Annotated in this window: 17 protein-coding genes; 4 read left to right on the plus strand and 13 right to left on the minus strand. The window is 71.5% G+C overall.

Translation table 11 applies throughout. The features are described from left to right. Positions 1-46: 46 nt before the first annotated feature. Positions 47-1,474 (minus strand): hypothetical protein, encoded by a 1,428-nt coding sequence (locus tag VKA29_RS12330; protein ID WP_324785467.1) that lies wholly within the window; start codon positions 1,472-1,474, stop codon positions 47-49. 273 nt (positions 1,475-1,747) lie between these two features. Here VKA29_RS12330 and VKA29_RS12335 point away from each other — a divergent pair, with 273 nt between their 5' ends. Next, complete coding sequence (locus VKA29_RS12335) at positions 1,748-3,574, plus strand: endonuclease/exonuclease/phosphatase family protein (protein WP_324785468.1); 1,827 nt, start codon at positions 1,748-1,750, stop codon at positions 3,572-3,574. 130 nt (positions 3,575-3,704) lie between these two features. Next, positions 3,705-4,754, plus strand: a complete 1,050-nt coding sequence (locus tag VKA29_RS12340; RefSeq protein WP_324785469.1) for a YihY/virulence factor BrkB family protein — start codon at positions 3,705-3,707, stop codon at positions 4,752-4,754. Between the two features lie 218 nt (positions 4,755-4,972). Here the strand turns inward: VKA29_RS12340 and VKA29_RS12345 are convergent, their stop codons facing one another. From VKA29_RS12345 to VKA29_RS12355, 3 genes are all read right to left on the minus strand, one after another. Continuing rightward, positions 4,973-5,473, minus strand: coding sequence for a DUF3618 domain-containing protein (locus VKA29_RS12345; protein WP_324785470.1), 501 nt, complete (start codon positions 5,471-5,473; stop codon positions 4,973-4,975). Beyond that, entirely contained in the window at positions 5,470-5,883 is a 414-nt protein-coding gene (locus tag VKA29_RS12350; RefSeq protein WP_324785471.1) for a phage holin family protein, read from the minus strand. The genes VKA29_RS12345 and VKA29_RS12350 overlap by 4 nt, the downstream gene beginning before the upstream one ends. Before the next feature lie 66 nt (positions 5,884-5,949). Next, positions 5,950-6,285: a hypothetical protein gene (locus VKA29_RS12355; RefSeq protein ID WP_420718477.1), complete on the minus strand. Its 336-nt coding sequence runs from the start codon at positions 6,283-6,285 to the stop codon at positions 5,950-5,952. Between the two features lie 211 nt (positions 6,286-6,496). On the opposite strand from VKA29_RS12355, the gene dapA reads away from it, so the two are divergent. Further along, positions 6,497-7,429 (plus strand): 4-hydroxy-tetrahydrodipicolinate synthase, encoded by a 933-nt coding sequence (gene dapA, locus VKA29_RS12360; RefSeq protein ID WP_324785472.1) that lies wholly within the window; start codon positions 6,497-6,499, stop codon positions 7,427-7,429. An 85-nt stretch (positions 7,430-7,514) separates the two neighbouring features. Here dapA and dapD read toward each other — a convergent pair whose 3' ends face one another. Further along, complete coding sequence (gene dapD / locus VKA29_RS12365; protein ID WP_324785473.1) at positions 7,515-8,504, minus strand: 2,3,4,5-tetrahydropyridine-2,6-dicarboxylate N-succinyltransferase; 990 nt, start codon at positions 8,502-8,504, stop codon at positions 7,515-7,517. Positions 8,505-9,004: 500 nt separating this feature from the next. Between dapD and VKA29_RS12370 the strand changes: the two genes are divergently transcribed. Next, positions 9,005-9,766: an AbfB domain-containing protein gene (locus VKA29_RS12370; protein ID WP_324785474.1), complete on the plus strand. Its 762-nt coding sequence runs from the start codon at positions 9,005-9,007 to the stop codon at positions 9,764-9,766. Positions 9,767-9,806: 40 nt separating this feature from the next. On the opposite strand, the gene VKA29_RS12375 is transcribed toward VKA29_RS12370, so the two are convergent. The 8 genes from VKA29_RS12375 to VKA29_RS12410 are packed head-to-tail and all read right to left on the minus strand — an operon-like array spanning position 9,807 to position 16,404. Further along, positions 9,807-10,139, minus strand: coding sequence for a metal-sulfur cluster assembly factor (locus tag VKA29_RS12375; RefSeq protein ID WP_103784224.1), 333 nt, complete (start codon positions 10,137-10,139; stop codon positions 9,807-9,809). Beyond that, on the minus strand, positions 10,136-10,606 hold the full coding sequence (sufU, locus tag VKA29_RS12380; protein ID WP_324785475.1) for a Fe-S cluster assembly sulfur transfer protein SufU: 471 nt from the start codon (positions 10,604-10,606) through the stop codon (positions 10,136-10,138). The genes VKA29_RS12375 and sufU overlap by 4 nt, the downstream gene beginning before the upstream one ends. A 16-nt stretch (positions 10,607-10,622) precedes the next feature. Beyond that, positions 10,623-11,879: a cysteine desulfurase gene (locus VKA29_RS12385; protein WP_324785476.1), complete on the minus strand. Its 1,257-nt coding sequence runs from the start codon at positions 11,877-11,879 to the stop codon at positions 10,623-10,625. After that, complete coding sequence (gene sufC, locus VKA29_RS12390; protein WP_324785477.1) at positions 11,876-12,655, minus strand: Fe-S cluster assembly ATPase SufC; 780 nt, start codon at positions 12,653-12,655, stop codon at positions 11,876-11,878. The genes VKA29_RS12385 and sufC overlap by 4 nt, the downstream gene beginning before the upstream one ends. Positions 12,656-12,662: 7 nt before the next feature. Beyond that, positions 12,663-12,992: a bifunctional 3-phenylpropionate/cinnamic acid dioxygenase ferredoxin subunit gene (locus VKA29_RS12395; RefSeq protein WP_324785478.1), complete on the minus strand. Its 330-nt coding sequence runs from the start codon at positions 12,990-12,992 to the stop codon at positions 12,663-12,665. Continuing rightward, the gene (gene sufD / locus VKA29_RS12400) at positions 12,989-14,203 is read right to left on the minus strand and encodes a Fe-S cluster assembly protein SufD (RefSeq protein WP_324785479.1); all 1,215 of its coding nucleotides are present in this window, start codon (positions 14,201-14,203) and stop codon (positions 12,989-12,991) included. Before sufD ends, VKA29_RS12395 begins: the two co-directional genes overlap by 4 nt. Positions 14,204-14,257: 54 nt before the next feature. Further along, the gene (gene sufB / locus VKA29_RS12405) at positions 14,258-15,679 is read right to left on the minus strand and encodes a Fe-S cluster assembly protein SufB (protein WP_324785481.1); all 1,422 of its coding nucleotides are present in this window, start codon (positions 15,677-15,679) and stop codon (positions 14,258-14,260) included. After that, entirely contained in the window at positions 15,676-16,404 is a 729-nt protein-coding gene (locus VKA29_RS12410) for a metalloregulator ArsR/SmtB family transcription factor (protein ID WP_324785483.1), read from the minus strand. The genes sufB and VKA29_RS12410 overlap by 4 nt, the downstream gene beginning before the upstream one ends. Between the last annotated feature and the right edge of the window lie 28 nt (positions 16,405-16,432).

The raw sequence follows: 16,432 nt of genomic DNA on the forward strand, positions 1-16,432 counted from the left end.
GGCTGGGGGGCAAGGGCAGCGGGCGTGGCCCGAGCCCCCCGAGGCGTCAGTCCCCGCGCTGCGAGCGGGCCTTGAAGGCGGCCTTGCGGGCCTGCTTGGCTATCTTCTTGTCGGGGTGCAGGCGCCCCATCGCCTCCAGGACGTCGGCCGTCGCCGGGTGGTCCACCCGCCAGGCCGCCTCGAAGAAACCGCCGTGCCGGTCCGCCAGCCCCTGCACCAGGGAACGCAGTTCGTCGGAGTTGCCCTCGGCCGCGAGCTGGGCGGCCACCGTGTCGATGGTGAGCCAGAAAATCATCTTCTCGGAGGGCGCCGGCACGTCGGCGGCCTGCCGCTCGGTCAGCCAGACCCGGGCGAGCCCGCCCAGTTCGGCGTCGTCGAGTACCTCCCGCAGCGCCGGCTCGGCCTCCGCGCCGACCAGCGACAGCGCCTGCTGGCAGCGCAGCCGCCGCAGCGGCGCCCCGGTGTCCCCGCCCCGCGCGGCCGCCAGCAACTCCCGTGCCGCGGCGAGCGGTTCGCGGCGCGTGAGCCACTGCTCGATCTCCGCCTGCGCCGCCGTGTGCCCGAACGACGCCGCGCCGTCCAGGAGCGCGTCGGCGCCCTTGTCGGCCAGGTCGCCGACGGCGGGTGCCTGGAACCCGGCCTCCAGCAGCCGGGCCCGCACGCCGTACAGGCCGAGGGGGGTCAGCCGCACCATCCCGTAGCGGGAGACGTCCGTCTCGTCGACGGGTGCGGCGGGCTCCTCGTCGGCGTCCGTCATCAGCGCCTCGTCCACCGGCTGGTACTCCACCAGCCCCACCGGTTCGAGCAGCCGGAACTGGTCGTCGAGGCGCATCATCGCCTCGGAGACCTCTTCCAGCACGTCGTTGCTGGGCTCGGTCATGTCGGCGGGCACGAGCATCGAGGCGGCGAGCGCCGGCAGCGGCACCGGCGACCCGCCCGGCCCGTCCTCGCTGACCGTCAGCAGGTAGAGGTTGCCGAGGACGCCGTCCAGGAACTCGGCCTCCGCCTCGGGGTCCCAGTCCAGCTCGGAGAGGTCGACCCGCCCGCCGTCGTCCATGGCCTCGACCAGCCCGTCCAGGTCCGGCACGCTCGCGTCTGCCAGCAGCGTCTCCAGCGCCCCCAGCCACACCCCGAGCACGTCGCTCGGCGAGCCGCCGGTGAGCAGCGCCAGGTCCTCGCCTGCCGCGACGGTGCCCGCCTGCTCGTCGGCGATCTCGAGGAGGCCGGTGTCCACGGCGACCCGCCAGGCCTCGCTCGCGCAGGCGGCGGCGTCGTCCCCGCTCAGCCCGAGGGCCGCGGCGGCCGCGGGCAGTTGCTCGTCGACGAGCCCGCCGGCGGCGTCGACACGCGTGTCCGGGCCTGCCCAGCGGGCGAGCCGCGCGGCCCGGGACAGCAACGGCGTGGACAGTGCGTCCCGCGCCAGCTCCGCTTCGGGACGCAGCCGTACCGGCGGCAGGGGGGAGCTGTCTGACATCGGCTGGTTCTCCTAGAACGGCTCGGGGCCGTACGACCACCTGGAGGACGTACGACTCAGGTCGAAGCCTAGACGGATTTCCACCCATGCCGCCCGGTTCATCTCCCCGTCAGGGTCCGTACATGGCCGAAACCTTGACAACTGGCGCGACCAGGCAGGAGATTGACGCGCGTAGAAACCGAGGACAACTGTTCACCGGTTTCTACGCGCGTCACTGTCGCAGCCAGCTGCACCCTCGTCCCGGCGCTCACGTATGTCCCCGGAGGGATCCCGTTGCCGAGCAAGTCTTCCGCGCGCCTCGCCGCGCTCACCGTCGCCGCCGTCTGTTCCGCGGCCTCCGCCGTCGTGCTGACCTCTCCCGCGCACGCCGACTCCGTGCGCATCCATGACGTCCAGGGGACCACCCGCATATCCCCGTACGCCGGCCAGAAGGTCGCGGACGTGACCGGAATCGTCACCGGCGTGCGCACCTACGGCTCGTCCAAGGGTTTCTGGATCCAGGACCCGAACCCCGACGCCGACCCGGCCACCAGCGAGGGCGTGTTCGTCTTCACCAGCTCCACCCCCAAGGTCGCCGTCGGCGACTCCGTGAAGGTCAGCGGCACGGTCTCGGAGTACGTGCCCGGCGGCACCTCCAGCGGCAACCAGTCGGTCACGGAGATCACCAAGCCGACGATCACGGTCGTCTCCAGCGGCAACACGGTGCCCGCGGCCACGGTGATCGACGCGGACTCGGTGCCGGACGCCTACACCCCGGCCGGCGACGCCGCCGCGAACGGCTCGATCAACGGTCTGGCCCTGGACCCGTCGGCGTACGCCCTGGACCACTACGAGTCCCTGGAGGGCATGAACGTCCAGGTCGCCGACACCCGCGTGGTCACCGCCACCGACGCCTACACCGAGCTGTGGGTCACGGTGAAGCCGCACGAGCACGCCAACCGCCGCGGCGGCACGGTCTACGGCTCCTACGACTCCCAGAACACCGGCCGGCTGCAGATCCAGTCGCTGGGCTCGACCGCCGCCTTCCCGAAGGCGAACGTCGGCGACACCCTCACCGGCACCACGGACGGCCCGCTGGACTACAGCCAGTACGGCGGCTACACGCTCGTCGCGAACCGGATCGGCGCCCTCGAAAGCGCCGGACTCGAGCGGGAGTCGACCGAGAAGCAGCGGAACGGCGAGCTGGCGGTCGCCACCTACAACGTCGAGAACCTCGACCCGTCCGACGCCACCTTCGAGGAGCACGCCTCCGCGATCGTGAACAACCTCGAGTCGCCCGACATCGTGTCCCTGGAGGAGATCCAGGACAACACCGGCGCGAAGGACGACGGCACCACCGCCGCGGACGTGACGGTGAACAAGCTGATCGACGCGATCGTCGCGGCGGGCGGCCCGCGCTACGAATGGCGCTCCATCGACCCGGTGAACGACGAGGACGGCGGCCAGACGGGCGGGAACATCCGCCAGGTGTTCCTGTTCAACCCGGACCGGGTGTCCTTCACCGACCGCGCGGGCGGCGACGCCACCACCGCCGTCGGTGTCACCAGGGACCACGGCAAGGCGGCCCTGACGGCCTCCCCGGGCCGGATCGACCCGACGAACGCCGCCTGGGAGAAGAGCCGCAAGCCGCTGGCCGGCGAGTTCGTCTTCCGCGGCCGGACGGTCTTCGTGATCGCCAACCACTTCAACTCCAAGGGCGGCGACCAGGGCCTGACCGCGCAGTACCAGCCGCCGGTGCGCATCTCGGAGGTGCAGCGCCACCAGCAGGCGACGCTCGTCAACGCCTTCGTCAAGAGCATCCTCGACGTCCAGAAGAACGCGGACGTCATCGCGCTCGGCGACATCAACGACTTCGAGTTCTCCGACACCACGAAGATCCTCGAGGGTGACGGCGAGCTGTGGTCGGCGATCAAGTCGCTGCCGAGGAGCGAGCGGTACACCTACAACTACCAGGGCAACGAGCAGGTCCTGGACCAGATCCTGGTCAGCCCGTCGATCCGGCGCGGCTGCGACTACGAGTACGACAGCGTGCACATCAACTCGGAGTTCAACGACCAGATCAGCGACCACGACCCGCAGGTGCTGCGGTTCCACCCGTAACGCCCGGAGCCGTGCCGGACGGGATCGCCGCGACCGGGCGGGGTTCCCGTCCGGCCGAGCGCTCCTGTCCGGCCGGAGGATTCGGGCCGCGTCCGCGATTCGCCGGGCGTATCCGGGCAACACGCTGGTCATGGACGAGAACGAGGACGATGCGGGCGGCAAGGACAGTCCCGCCCGGCTGCCCGCACGGTCCTGGCGGGCGGTGGCGCGGCGCACGGCGAAGGAACTGCTGGACGACGAACTCGGCGACCGCGCAGCCGCGTTGACGTACTACGGCGTGCTCTCGCTGTTTCCCGCGCTGCTGGTGCTGGTGTCCCTGCTGGGCGTGGTGGGGCAGCGCGCGACGGACCGGCTCCTGGACAACATCGGCGACCTGGCGCCCGGTCCCGCCCGGGACATCCTGCGGGACGCCGTCGTCCAACTCGGTGACAGCGGCGGCACGGGCGGCGTCCTGGCCGTGGCCGGGCTGCTCTTCGCCCTGTGGTCCGCGTCCGGGTACGTCGCCGCGTTCATCCGCGCCTCCAACGCCGTGTACGACCTGCCGGAGGGGCGGCCGGTGTGGAAGCTGACGCCGCTGCGGCTGGCGCTGACCGTGGCTCTGATGGTGCTGCTGGCCGCGAGCGCGGTCATCGTCGTCTTCACCGGGCCGCTGGCCGAACGGGCGGGCACGGCGATCGGGCTGGGGCGGGCGGCGATCGCCGTGTGGGGCGTGGCGAAGTGGCCGGTGCTGCTGCTCCTGGTGGTCATGATGATCGGCCTGCTGTACTGGGCCGCGCCCAACGTCCGCGGCCGCGGTTTCCGGTGGATCAGTCCCGGCAGCGTCCTCGCCACGCTGATCTGGCTGGTGGCGTCCGCGGGGTTCGCGGTCTACGCGGCCGGCTTCGGCTCGTACAACAGGACGTACGGCACCCTCTCCGGCGCCATCGTCTTCCTGGTCTGGCTGTGGCTGACCAACCTGGCGATCCTGCTGGGGCTGGAGTTCGACGCCGAACTCTCGCGCGAGCGGGCCATCGTCTGCGAGGGGCGGCCGCCGTCGGAGGAGCCGTACGTGGAACCCCGGGACACGAGGAAGTGGCCGCCGAGGCTCAGGGCGGCCCGGCGCCGCCGACGCCCGGCACCGCCGCCCGCCGGCGGCCCATCCCCGGGCACGCTCCCCGATCCGGCCCACCCGGGCGCGTAGCCCCGCCGCCCCACACGACCACCCCGGGACGCGCGGCCCGAGCACGGGGACACACCTCAGCCGGGGCGGAGTTGCTTGGCCGACCGGCCGGGGGGCGACGGATCGCCGGTCGCCGCGACGCGGCACCGCGTGAGCGGGCACCCGGGTGTCCCGGGTGCCCGCTCACGTCGGCCGTGCCGTCGGCCGTGCCGTCTGCTTCCGCCGAGCCCGTCGGCCGGCTAGGGCTTCTTGGGGTACCGCCACGCGACCACCGCGGCGAAGACCAGCGCCGCGCCGATGACCAGCGCCGGACGCGGATGCCGGACCGCCGCCGTGACCACGGGCCGGGCGGGCCACGGCACGCCGCGCTCCGCCTTGCGCTCCAGCGCGTGCCCCGTCTCCGCCGTCCTCTCCTGAGCCGTGTGGCCTGCCCGCAGCGCCCGTTCCTGAGCCGTGTGACCCGCGGCCAGTGCCCGGTCGTGGACCCGGTGCCCGGCCGCCGTCGCCGTGTCGTGGACCTTGTGCCCGGCCTGCGCCGCGGTGCTGCGCAGTTGCACGGTCATCGCGCCCGCCTTGTCCCGGAGGTCGGCCGCGCGGGCCTGCGCCCTGCCCTTGACGTCGATCCTGCCCGCCAGCTCCGCGACCGTGTCGCCGAGCTGGCCGCGGGTCTGCTCGATCTGCCGCCGCAGTTCCTCGGGGCCGTGGGACCCCGAGCCCGGCACTCCTGCCCTGTCCGTCATCGGTGCGCCCTTTCCCTGATCACCTCGACGTCGGCCCTGACGCTGTCGAGAGTCCGCTCGGGCGTGGGCGGCCCGGCCCGGCGCAACTGGGCGCGGCCGGTCACGGCGAGCACACCCGCGATCGCGAACAGCGCCCCCGTCACGATCAGCGCCGCGGCCCAGACCGGCAGCACCAGCGAGAGGGCGGCGGCCCCGGTGGCGGCCAGGGCGAGCAGGCCGGCGTAGGCGACCGCGCCGGCGGCGCCGAGCAGTCCGCCGCCGCGCCCGGCCCGGCGGCCCTTCGCGGCCAGCTCCTCCTTGGCGAGGGCCAACTCCTGTCGTACGAGCCGCGAGAGCTGCTCGGTGGCTCGGTTGACGAGCTCGCCCACCGAGCGCTGCCCGTCCAGCCTGGTTTCCGTGGTCCCGCTCACGGTGTCCCGCCTCCTCTCGTGCGCCTCTCCTGCCGGAGGCACCCGGGTACCCGCACCGGGCCGCGGCTACCCCTTGCGCCCGCCGTCCGGCCCGGGCTCGCCCAGCCGGGCCGGACGGCTCCGGAACCAGTCCAGGCGTGCCTGCAACAGGGCCGCCTCGGCGACGAGTTCCGGCACACCGAACCCGTCGGCGGCGGCGCCTTCCGCAGGTGGCGCGGCACCCGCGACCACCCGCAGCCCGTCCCCGGCCGGCCGCGCGAACGCGGCGAGCGACATCCCCGTACGGCCGCGCAGGCGGCCCGCGCAGGACGGCGCGAGCGCCAGCCGGCCGGGACGGCCCCAGCCCGCGTCGGCCAGTGCCGTGGCGGGCCGGCCGCACGCGCTGCTGGTCATGACCGACATGACCATGATCCTCCGGCACATCCGCCAGGGCCCCCTCGTGCATCTGCGGCTGTTCCTCCGCGACTCCGGTGGCGAGTGCCCTGCCGAGCTTCATGACGCCTCCCATGACCGCGGCCGGTGTCCGCACCGGCCCACACTTCAGCGTCCCTAAGAGATGCTCCACAGAAAAATTAAGTGGAGCTACACGAACCGTGGCACCGAGACTGCCTCCATGAAGCCTCCCGCGACCGTCCCCGCCGCCGTCCCCGCCGCCACCCCCGCAGCCCCTCCCTTCGGCCGCGCCCTGTGCGCGATGATCACGCCCTTCACCGAGGAGGGCACGCTCGACCTGGACGGCGCGCAGCGGCTCGCCGACCGCCTGGTCTCCGAGGGCTGCGACGGCCTGGTGCTGTCCGGGACGACGGGCGAGTCGCCGACCACCACGGACGCGGAGAAGGCGGCGCTCGTGTCCGCGGTGCGTGAGGCGGTGGGCGCACACGCGTCGATCGTGGCGGGCGTCGGCACCTTCGACACCCGGCACAGCGTCGAACTCGCCAGGCAGGCCGAAAAGGCGGGCGCGGACGGCCTGTTGGTGGTCAGCCCGTACTACAGCAGACCCCCACAGGACGCGCTGGAGGCGCACTTCCGGGCGGTCGCCGACGCGGCGGGCGTGCCGGTGGTGCTGTACGACATCCCGGGCCGCACCGGCACCCGCATCGAGCCCGAGACGATGATCCGCCTCGCCGGGCACCCCCGGATCGTGGCGGTCAAGGACTGCTCCTACGACTTCCTCGCCGCCCAGAAGGTGCTGCTGCGCACGGACCTCGCCTACTACGCGGGCTGCGAGGAACACAACCTCGCCCTGTACGCGGTGGGTGGCGCCGGCTACATCAGCACGGTCGCCAACGTCGTCCCGTCCGGGCTCCGCGCGGTCCTGGACACGTTCGACGCGGGTGACGCCGCGGGGGCCGCGCGCCTCCAGCAGCGTGCCACGCCCCTCGTCGAGGCGATGATGTCGGCGGGCCTGCCCGGCACGGTCACGGCCAAGGCCCTGCTGAACGAACTCGGACTGCCCGCGGGCCCGGTCCGTCCCCCACTGCTGCCCGCCGACCGCGAAGCGACCGAGCGACTGCTGACAGCCTTCGAGGAGTACACGACCGACTGACCCGAACGGCCGGACATGAACGGGCGCCCCGCCGACGAGGGTGGCGGGGCGCCGTGCGCAGGTGTGCGGTGCGGGAGCCGGCGGATCAGTTGTGGTTGTGCAGGATCTCGTTCAGGCCGCCCCAGACCGCGTTGTTCGGGCGGGCCTCCACCGTGCCGGTGACCGAGTTGCGGCGGAAGAGGATGTTGGAGGCGCCGGAGAGTTCGCGGGCCTTGACGATCTGGCCGTCGGGCATGGTGACGCGGGTGCCCGCGGTGACGTAGAGGCCCGCCTCGACCACGCACTCGTCGCCGAGCGCGATGCCGACGCCCGCCTCGGCGCCGATCAGGCAGCGCTCGCCGATGGAGATGATCACGTTGCCGCCGCCGGACAGCGTGCCCATGGTCGAGGCGCCGCCGCCGATGTCCGAGCCGTCGCCGATGACGACACCGGCGGAGATGCGGCCCTCGACCATCGACGTGCCGAGGGTGCCGGCGTTGAAGTTGACGAAGCCCTCGTGCATGACGGTCGTGCCCGCGGCGAGGTGCGCGCCGAGCCGCACCCGGTCGGCGTCGGCGATGCGGACGCCCTTCGGAGCGACGTAGTCCGTCATCCGCGGGAACTTGTCGATCGAGGTGACCTGGAGGTGCAGGCCCTCGGCGCGGGCGTTGAGCCGCACCTTCTCGACGTCGTCGACGGCGACCGGGCCGAGCGAGGTCCAGGCGACGTTGGCGAGGAAGCCGAAGATGCCGTCCAGGTTCTGGCCGTGCGGCCTGACCAGGCAGTGCGAGAGCAGGTGCAGGCGCAGGTAGACGTCGTGGGCGTCGATGGGCTTCTCGTCCAGGGAGGAGATGACCGTGCGGACCGCGACCACCTCGACACCCCGGCGCGCGTCCGGGCCGATCGCCTTCGCGGCGCCGTCGCCGAGCAGTTCCACGGCCCGCTCGGCGGACAGCCGCTCGGTGCCGGAGGGGCCGGGCTCCGCGACGAGCTCCGGCGCGGGGAACCAGGTGTCGAGGACGGTGCCGTCGGCGGCGATCGTGGCGAGGCCGGCGGCCACCGCCCCGGTGGTGCTGGGTGCAGTCGTGTCGGTCATGACGGCAACCTAACCGGCCGGGCCGCACGGAGGCCAACCCGCGCGCGCCGCGTCTCAGCGGGCGAGCCACAGGCGGGCGGACAGGCGGACGGGCAGCCGACGGACGGACAGGCGGACGGCGGACGGGCAGCCGACGAGCGGACGGCGGACAGGCGGCGGACAGGCGGACGGCGGACGGACGGCGGACAGGCGGACGGCGGACGGACGGCGGACGGGCGGCGGACGGGCGGCGGAGGGGCGGCAGGCTTCGGCAGAGGACGGCCACGGACCCCCGCCGGACCCGGCCCGGGCGTCGGATCCGGCCCCGGCCCCGGCATGCCTCGCGCGGCCCTGTGAACGCGCCTCGGACCGCCTCGGACCGCCTCGGAAGATGGGGAAACCGCACTTGTTCAAACAGCTGCTCCCACGCCTCAACGTCCACTAGTGTTTCAGCGTTCACATACCGGGTCATCGCTGCCGCGGCCGTGCGTCGCCGTGGTGCACCCCTGGAGGAACAGCGCATGCACGACAACAGGTCCCGGCCCCCTCACGAGCCCTGGGCGAACGGCTGGGCGCAGGACACCACCCGCGCACCGGGCACCCGGCGGCTCTGGCCGGCCGGTGCCCTCGCCCTGGCCACCGTCGTCGCCTGCGCGACGACGATCGCCGTCAACAGGGAGGGCACGCGCGACACGTCGCGGACGGCGGTCGCCCCGCCGGAGGCCACCGTGCCCGGGCTGATCTCCTTCGCCACCCCGCCCGAGGACACGGCCTCCCCCGCCCGGCACCGGCAGGCCCCGGCCTCGCCCCGGCCCACGACGGTCCGGCCCCGGCCGGGCGTCTCCGCGGACGCCGGCGCGCCCGCTCCCGCGCGGTCCGTCCGCTCGGTCAACTATCCCGACCGCTACTGGCAGATCAGCGAGGGTCACGTGCGGCTCGACCCGGTGAACGGCCCGGCCGACCGTGAGAACTCGACGTTCAAACTGGTCAAGGGCCTGGCGGAGGCGTCCTGCTACTCCTTCGCCACGCACGACGGCGGCTACCTGCGCCACCGCGACTTCCTGCTGCGCGCCGAACGCGACGACGGTTCCGCCCTGTTCCGGCAGGACGCCACCTTCTGCCCGCGTGCCTCCGCGTTCCCGGGCGCGGTCATGCTGGAGTCGGTGAACTACCCCGGGCGCTTCCTGCGTCATGAGGACTTCCGGCTGAAGCTGGAACCCTGGCAGAACGGCGAGCTGTACCGGCAGGACTCGGCGTTCCGGCTGGTGGACGGGCTCGCCTGAGCGCAGGAGTACCGGCGACAGACGGACAGGCGGGCGGGTGTCAGACGTTGAACCCGAGCGCCCGCAGCTGCTCGCGTCCGTCGTCCGTGATCTTGTCCGGGCCCCACGGCGGCATCCAGACCCAGTTGATGCGCAGTTCGTTGACGAGGCCGTCGGTGGCGGACTTGGCCTGGTCCTCGATGACGTCGGTCAGCGGGCAAGCCGCCGAGGTCAGGGTCATGTCGACGGTCGCGATGTTCGCGTCGTCGATGTGGATGCCGTAGATCAGGCCCAGGTTGACGACGTCGATGCCCAGCTCGGGGTCGACGACGTCCATCAGGGCCTCGCGGAGCTCCTCCTCGGAGGCGGGCTTCATCTCAGCGGTGTCGGTCATGCCGTCTTCCTTTCGGCGTCGGCCGCGCCACCGAGCGCCTGGGCCGTCGCGTCCTTCCACGCCATCCAGCTCAGGAGGGCGCACTTGACCCGGGCCGGGTACTTGGAGACGCCGGCGAACGCGACCGCGTCCTCCAGCACGTCCTCCATCGCGTCGTCGGGCTCGATCCGGCCCTTGGACTGCATCAGCTCCAGGAACGTCTCCTGGATCTTCTGCGCCTCGGCCAGGTCCTTGCCGACGAGCAGCTCGTTCAGCACGGAGGCCGAGGCCTGGCTGATGGAACAGCCCTGGCCCTCGTAGCTGACGTCCTCGATCCTCGTACCGTCGTACTTCACGCGGAGGGTGATCTCGTCGCCGCACGTCGGGTTGACGTGGTGCACCTCGGCGTCGCCGTCCCGCAAGCCCCGCCCGTGCGGATTCTTGTAGTGGTCCAGGATGACTTCCTGGTACATCGAGTCCAGCTTCATGCGATCGCTCGTCCCGTCAGCCGAAGAAGTTCCGTACGTGCTCCAGTCCGTCGACCAGAGCGTCGATCTCGGCCGGCGTGGAGTACAGGTAGAACGACGCTCGCGTGGTCGCGGGAATTCCGTACCGCAGGCAGACCGGCCGGGCGCAGTGGTGGCCGACCCGGACCGCGATGCCCTGCTCGTCGAGGACCTGGCCCACGTCGTGCGGGTGGATGTCGCCGAGCGTGAAGGAGATCGCCGCGCCCCGGTCCTCGGCCGTGGTCGGGCCGATGATCCGCAGGTCGGGGACCTGGGCCAGACGCTGGACGGCGTACTCGGTCAGCGCGTGCTCATGGGCGAGGATCCTGTCCATGCCGATCGCGTCGAGGTAGTCGATCGCCGCGCCCAGGCCGACCGCCTGCGCGATCGGGGGCGTGCCCGCCTCGAACTTGTGCGGCGCCGGGGCGTAGGTCGAGGAGTGCATCGACACCGTCTCGATCATCTCGCCGCCGCCGAGGAACGGGGGCAGGTCCTCCAGCAGCTCCTGGCGGCCCCACAGCACGCCGATGCCGGTCGGGCCGCACATCTTGTGGCCGGTGAAGGCCACGAAGTCGGCCTGCAGCGCCTGCACGTCCAGCGGCATGTGCGGGGCGGCCTGCGAGGCGTCGACGCAGACCAGGGCGCCGACCTCCTGGGCCCGGCGGACGATCGCCTCGACCGGGTTGACCGTGCCCAGGATGTTGGACACCAGCACGAAGGAGACGATCTTCGTGTTCTCGGTGATGACCTCGTCGATGTTCGACAGGTCGAGGCGGCCGTCGTCGGTGAGGCCGAACCACTTCAGCTTCGCGCCCGTACGCTGCGCCAGCAGCTGCCACGGCACGATGTTGGAGTGGTGCTCCATCTCCGTGATGACGATCTCGGTCTCGTGGTCCACGCGGTAGGGCTCGTCGGCCCAGCCGAGCATGTTCGCCACGAGGTTGAGCGACTCGGAGGCGTTCTTGGTGAAGATCACCTCGTCGCGGCTGGGCGCGTTGATGAACGCGGCGACCTTGTCGCGCGCGCCCTCGTACAGCGCCGTGGCCTCCTCGGCGAGGACGTGCACACCGCGGTGGACGTTGGCGTTGTAGCGCTCGTAGTACTCGTTCAGGGCGTCGAGCACCTGACGCGGCTTCTGCGAGGTCGCCGCGTTGTCCAGGTAGACGAGCTTGCGGCCGTCGTGGACCTGGCGGTCCAGGATCGGGAAGTCCTTGCGGAGCGCCTCGGCGTCGAGGAGGCCCGGCAGTTGTGTCATGCGACAGTCTCCTTCGGGTTCGCTCCGCCGGTCGCGTACGCCTCGTAGCCCTCGTTCTCCAGCTTGTCCGCGAGCTCCGGACCGCCGGACTCGACGATGCGGCCGCCGGCGAACACGTGGACGTGGTCGGGCTTGATGTAGCGCAGGATGCGCGTGTAGTGCGTGATCAGCAGGGTGCCGACCTCGCCGGACTCGCGGACGCGGTTGACGCCCTCGGAGACGATGCGCAGCGCGTCGACGTCCAGGCCGGAGTCGGTCTCGTCGAGGATCGCGATCTTCGGCTTGAGCAGCTCCAGCTGGAGGATCTCGTGGCGCTTCTTCTCACCGCCGGAGAAGCCCTCGTTGACGTTGCGCTCGGCGAAGGAGGAGTCCATGTGGAGGCGCTCCATGGCCTCCTTGACCTCCTTGACCCAGGTGCGCAGCTTGGGGGCCTCGCCGCGGACGGCGGTGGCGGAGGTGCGCAGGAAGTTGGAGACGGAGACGCCGGGCACCTCGACCGGGTACTGCATCGCCAGGAACAGGCCGGCGCGGGCGCGCTCGTCGACGGACATCGCCAGGACGTCCTCGCCGTCGAGGGTGACGGTGCCGCCGGTGACCGTGTACTTGGGGTGCCCCGCGAGGGAGTAGGCGAGGGTCGACTTGCCGGAGCCGTTGGGGCCCATGATGGCGTGCGTCTCGCCCTGCTTCACGGTGAGGTCGACGCCCTTGAGGATCTCCTTCGTGGCGTTGTCGGCCTCGACGGTGACGTGCAGGTCTCGGATTTCAAGCGTTGCCATGGGTGCCTCAGGACTCCTGGGTGAGGGAGACGAGAACGTCGTCCCCTTCGATCTTGACGGGGTATACGGGGACGGGGCGCGTCGCGGGGAGGCCGGACGGCTTGCCGGTGCGCAGGTCGAAGGCGGAACCGTGCAGCCAGCACTCGATCTGGCAGTCCTCCACCTCGCCCTCGGAGAGCGAGACGTTCGCGTGCGAGCAGATGTCGTAGATCGCGAAGACCTCACCCTCGGTGTGCACGAGGGACACCGGCGTGCCGTCGATCTCCACCCGCTTCGGGGTGCCGTCCTCCAGCTCGCTCAGCGCGCAGACGCGGACGAAGCCCGGTGATCCGGTCATGCGACGGACTCCTCCAGCTCCTGGTCGATCTTGGCGATGAGGCGTTCCTCGATGTCCGGGACGCCGATCTGCTGGACCAGTTCGGCGAAGAAGCCGCGCACGACGAGGCGGCGGGCCTCGTGCTCGGGGATGCCGCGGGCCATCAGGTAGAACAGCTGCTCGTCGTCGAAGCGGCCGGTGGCGGAGGCGTGACCGGCGCCGACGATCTCGCCGGTCTCGATCTCCAGGTTCGGCACCGAGTCGACCCGGGCGCCGTCGGTGAGGACGAGGTTGCGGTTCATCTCGTAGGTGTCGGTGCCCTCGGCCGCGGCCTCGATGAGCACGTCGCCGATCCACACGGCGTGCGCGTCGTCGCCCTGGAGCGCGCCCTTGTAGACGACGTTCGACTTGCAGTGCGGGGCGTTGTGGGTGACCAGGAGGCGGTGCTCGTGGTGCTGGCCGGCGTCGGTGAAGTACAGGCCGAGCAGTTCGGCCTCGCCGCCGGGGCCGGCGTAGGTCACGCGCGGGTGGATCCGCACCAGGTCGCCGCCGAAGGTGACGACGATGTGCCGGAAGCCGGCGTCCCGGCCGATCAGGGCGCCCTGCTGGGCCACGTGGACGGCGGTGTCGTCCCAGTCGACCACGGTGACCACGGTGAGCTTCGCGCCGTCGCCGACGATGTACTCCACGTTCGCGGCGCGGACGGTGTCGCCGGTGTGGTCGATGACGACGGTGGCCTCGGCGAAGGGCTCGAGTTCGAAGACGGTGTGGCCGTAGGTCACGCCGCCCTCGCCGTGCAGGGCGAGGCGGACCGGCTCGCTCAGCACGGTCTCCTTCGGCACGGTGACGACGGTCGCCTCCGCGAAGGCGGAGTAGGCCTGGGCCGCGACCCGGTCCACCGGCGCGCCGGCCCGGCCGAGCCGGGCGTCGTCGCGGCCGACCGTCTCGACGGTGACGCCGTCGGGCACGGAGAACTCGGCCTTGATCGAGCCGCCGCCGGTCGCGGTGCCGTCGTGCAGGCCGCGCAGGCGCTCCAGCGGGGTGAACCGCCACTCCTCCTCCCGGCCGTGCGGGACGGGGAAGTCCGCCACGTCGAAGGAGGGCGGCGCGCTCATGCGCGAGACGACGGTCGACTCGGCGGCGACCGCGATCGACCCGGCGGTGGTGGACCCCAGCGGCGGGGCCCCCGCGCGATCGGAGCCGGGCGTGGTGGAGTTCTGGGCCTCAGCCATGGCTGTCGTAGTGCTCTCTTTCCTGAGTAAGACGTCTGCCGGTGATGGGGCGGGTCAGCCGACCGCGCCTTCCATCTGCAGCTCGATCAGCCGGTTGAGCTCCAGCGCGTACTCCATCGGCAGTTCCTTGGCGATCGGCTCGACGAAGCCGCGCACGATCATCGCCATCGCCTCGAACTCGCTCAGACCGCGGCTCATCAGGTAGAAGAGCTGGTCCTCGGAGACCTTGGAGACGGTCGCCTCGTGGCCCATGGACACGTCGTCCTCGCGGACGTCGACGTAGGGGTAGGTGTCCGAGCGGGAGATGGTGTCGACGAGCAGCGCGTCGCACAGCACGTTGGACTTGGAGCCGGGAGCGCCCTCACCGATCTCGATCAGTCCGCGGTAGGAGGTACGGCCGCCGCCGCGCGCCACCGACTTGGAGACGATGTTGGAGGACGTGTTCGGGGCCATGTGGACCATCTTGGCGCCGGCGTCCTGGTGCTGGCCCTCGCCCGCGAAGGCGATGGACAGGGTCTCGCCCTTGGCGTGCTCGCCCATCAGGTAGACGGCCGGGTACTTCATCGTCACCTTGGAGCCGATGTTGCCGTCGACCCACTCCATGGTCGCGCCCTCGTAGGCGACGGCGCGCTTGGTGACCAGGTTGTAGACGTTGTTCGACCAGTTCTGGATGGTCGTGTAGCGGCAGCGGGCGTTCTTCTTGACGATGATCTCGACGACCGCGCTGTGCAGCGAGTCCGACTTGTAGATCGGGGCGGTGCAGCCCTCGACGTAGTGCACGTAGGCGCCCTCGTCGACGATGATCAGGGTCCGCTCGAACTGGCCCATGTTCTCCGTGTTGATGCGGAAGTAGGCCTGCAGCGGGATCTCCACGTGCACGCCCTTCGGCACGTAGATGAAGGAGCCGCCGGACCACACGGCGCTGTTCAGCGACGCGAACTTGTTGTCGCCGACCGGGATGACCGTGCCGAAGTACTCCTTGAAGAGCTCCGGGTGCTCCTTCAGGGCGGTGTCGGTGTCGAGGAAGATGACGCCCTGCTCCTCCAGGTCCTCACGGATCTGGTGGTAGACGACCTCCGACTCGTACTGGGCGGCGACACCGGCGACGAGCCGCTGCTTCTCGGCCTCCGGGATGCCCAGCTTGTCGTAGGTGTTCTTGATGTCCTCGGGCAGGTCCTCCCAGGACTCCGCCTGCTTCTCCGTGGAGCGCACGAAGTACTTGATGTTGTCGAAGTCGATGCCGGACAGGTCCGAGCCCCAGTTCGGCATGGGCTTCTTCTCGAAGAGCTTCAGGCCCTTCAGACGCAGCTTCGTCATCCACTCCGGCTCGGACTTCTTCGCGGAGATGTCCCGGACGACCTCTTCGCTCAGGCCGCGCTTCGCCGCGGCACCGGCCTCGTCGGAGTCGGCCCAGCCGTATTCGTACTTGCCCAGGCCTTCGAGCTCGGGGTGGGCGGTCTCCGTGGGGAGTGTCATGCGGGGTTCCTCCCGGCCGTGCTTGTGGATGCGTTGTGGGAAATCTTGGGGATGAAGGTGGTGCAGACGCCGTCGCCGTGGGCGATGGTGGCCAGCCGCTGCACATGGGTCCCGAGCAGTTCGGCGAAGAACTCCGTCTCCGCCTCGCACAGCTGGGGGAACTGCTCCGCGACGTGGGCCACCGGGCAGTGGTGCTGGCACAGCTGCTCACCTTGGTGCGGGAGGGGCGCGCTGCGTGCCGTAGCAGCGTACCCGTCCACGCTCAGGGCCTTGGCCAGGGCTTCGGCCCGCCGGTCGGGAGCGGCGCCCTCGACCGCCGTGCGGTAGGCGCTCGCCTGCTCGGCGATGCGGGCGCGCGCGAAGGCCGCGACCGCCTCGCCGCCCTCGCGTTCGGCGATCCAGCGCAGGGCGTCCGCGGCGAGCTCGTCGTAGGACTGGTCGAAGGCGTCACGGCCGCAGTCGGTGAGCGCGAAGACCTTGGCGGGGCGGCCGCGGGTGCGGGCGCCGTAGACCCGCTGCTCGCGTGCCTCCACGACGTCGTCGGCGGCCAGCGCGTCGAGGTGCCGGCGTACGGCGGCCTGGGTCAGGCTCAGCCGCGCGGCGAGCTCGGCGACGGTCGACGGCCCGTGGTCCAGGATGGAGCGCGCGACGCGGTTGCGTGTGGAGCGCTCACCGGTCGCGAGTTCCTCCTGCCGGGACGCAGTCGAAGGCTCGCCGTTTTTCACAACGCCATTGTTGCGTAATTCGTCAGGG

Origin of the sequence: Streptomyces sp. H51, assembly GCF_035656535.1 — a bacterium.
Classification (GTDB): Bacteria; Actinomycetota; Actinomycetes; order Streptomycetales; family Streptomycetaceae; genus Streptomyces.

Excerpts from the sequence above, each read along its gene's own strand:
- VKA29_RS12330 (WP_324785467.1), bottom strand. The coding sequence starts at position 1,474 with ATGTCAGACAGCTCCCCCCTGCCGCCGGTACGGCTGCGTCCCGAAGCG.
- VKA29_RS12340 (WP_324785469.1), top strand. The coding sequence starts at position 3,705 with ATGGACGAGAACGAGGACGATGCGGGCGGCAAGGACAGTCCCGCCCGG.
- VKA29_RS12345 (WP_324785470.1), bottom strand. The coding sequence starts at position 5,473 with ATGACGGACAGGGCAGGAGTGCCGGGCTCGGGGTCCCACGGCCCCGAG.
- VKA29_RS12355 (WP_420718477.1), bottom strand. The coding sequence starts at position 6,285 with ATGTCGGTCATGACCAGCAGCGCGTGCGGCCGGCCCGCCACGGCACTG.
- dapA (WP_324785472.1), top strand. The coding sequence starts at position 6,497 with ATGAAGCCTCCCGCGACCGTCCCCGCCGCCGTCCCCGCCGCCACCCCC.
- dapD (WP_324785473.1), bottom strand. The coding sequence starts at position 8,504 with ATGACCGACACGACTGCACCCAGCACCACCGGGGCGGTGGCCGCCGGC.
- VKA29_RS12370 (WP_324785474.1), top strand. The coding sequence starts at position 9,005 with ATGCACGACAACAGGTCCCGGCCCCCTCACGAGCCCTGGGCGAACGGC.
- VKA29_RS12375 (WP_103784224.1), bottom strand. The coding sequence starts at position 10,139 with ATGACCGACACCGCTGAGATGAAGCCCGCCTCCGAGGAGGAGCTCCGC.
- sufU (WP_324785475.1), bottom strand. The coding sequence starts at position 10,606 with ATGAAGCTGGACTCGATGTACCAGGAAGTCATCCTGGACCACTACAAG.
- VKA29_RS12385 (WP_324785476.1), bottom strand. The coding sequence starts at position 11,879 with ATGACACAACTGCCGGGCCTCCTCGACGCCGAGGCGCTCCGCAAGGAC.
- sufC (WP_324785477.1), bottom strand. The coding sequence starts at position 12,655 with ATGGCAACGCTTGAAATCCGAGACCTGCACGTCACCGTCGAGGCCGAC.
- VKA29_RS12395 (WP_324785478.1), bottom strand. The coding sequence starts at position 12,992 with ATGACCGGATCACCGGGCTTCGTCCGCGTCTGCGCGCTGAGCGAGCTG.
- sufD (WP_324785479.1), bottom strand. The coding sequence starts at position 14,203 with ATGGCTGAGGCCCAGAACTCCACCACGCCCGGCTCCGATCGCGCGGGG.
- sufB (WP_324785481.1), bottom strand. The coding sequence starts at position 15,679 with ATGACACTCCCCACGGAGACCGCCCACCCCGAGCTCGAAGGCCTGGGC.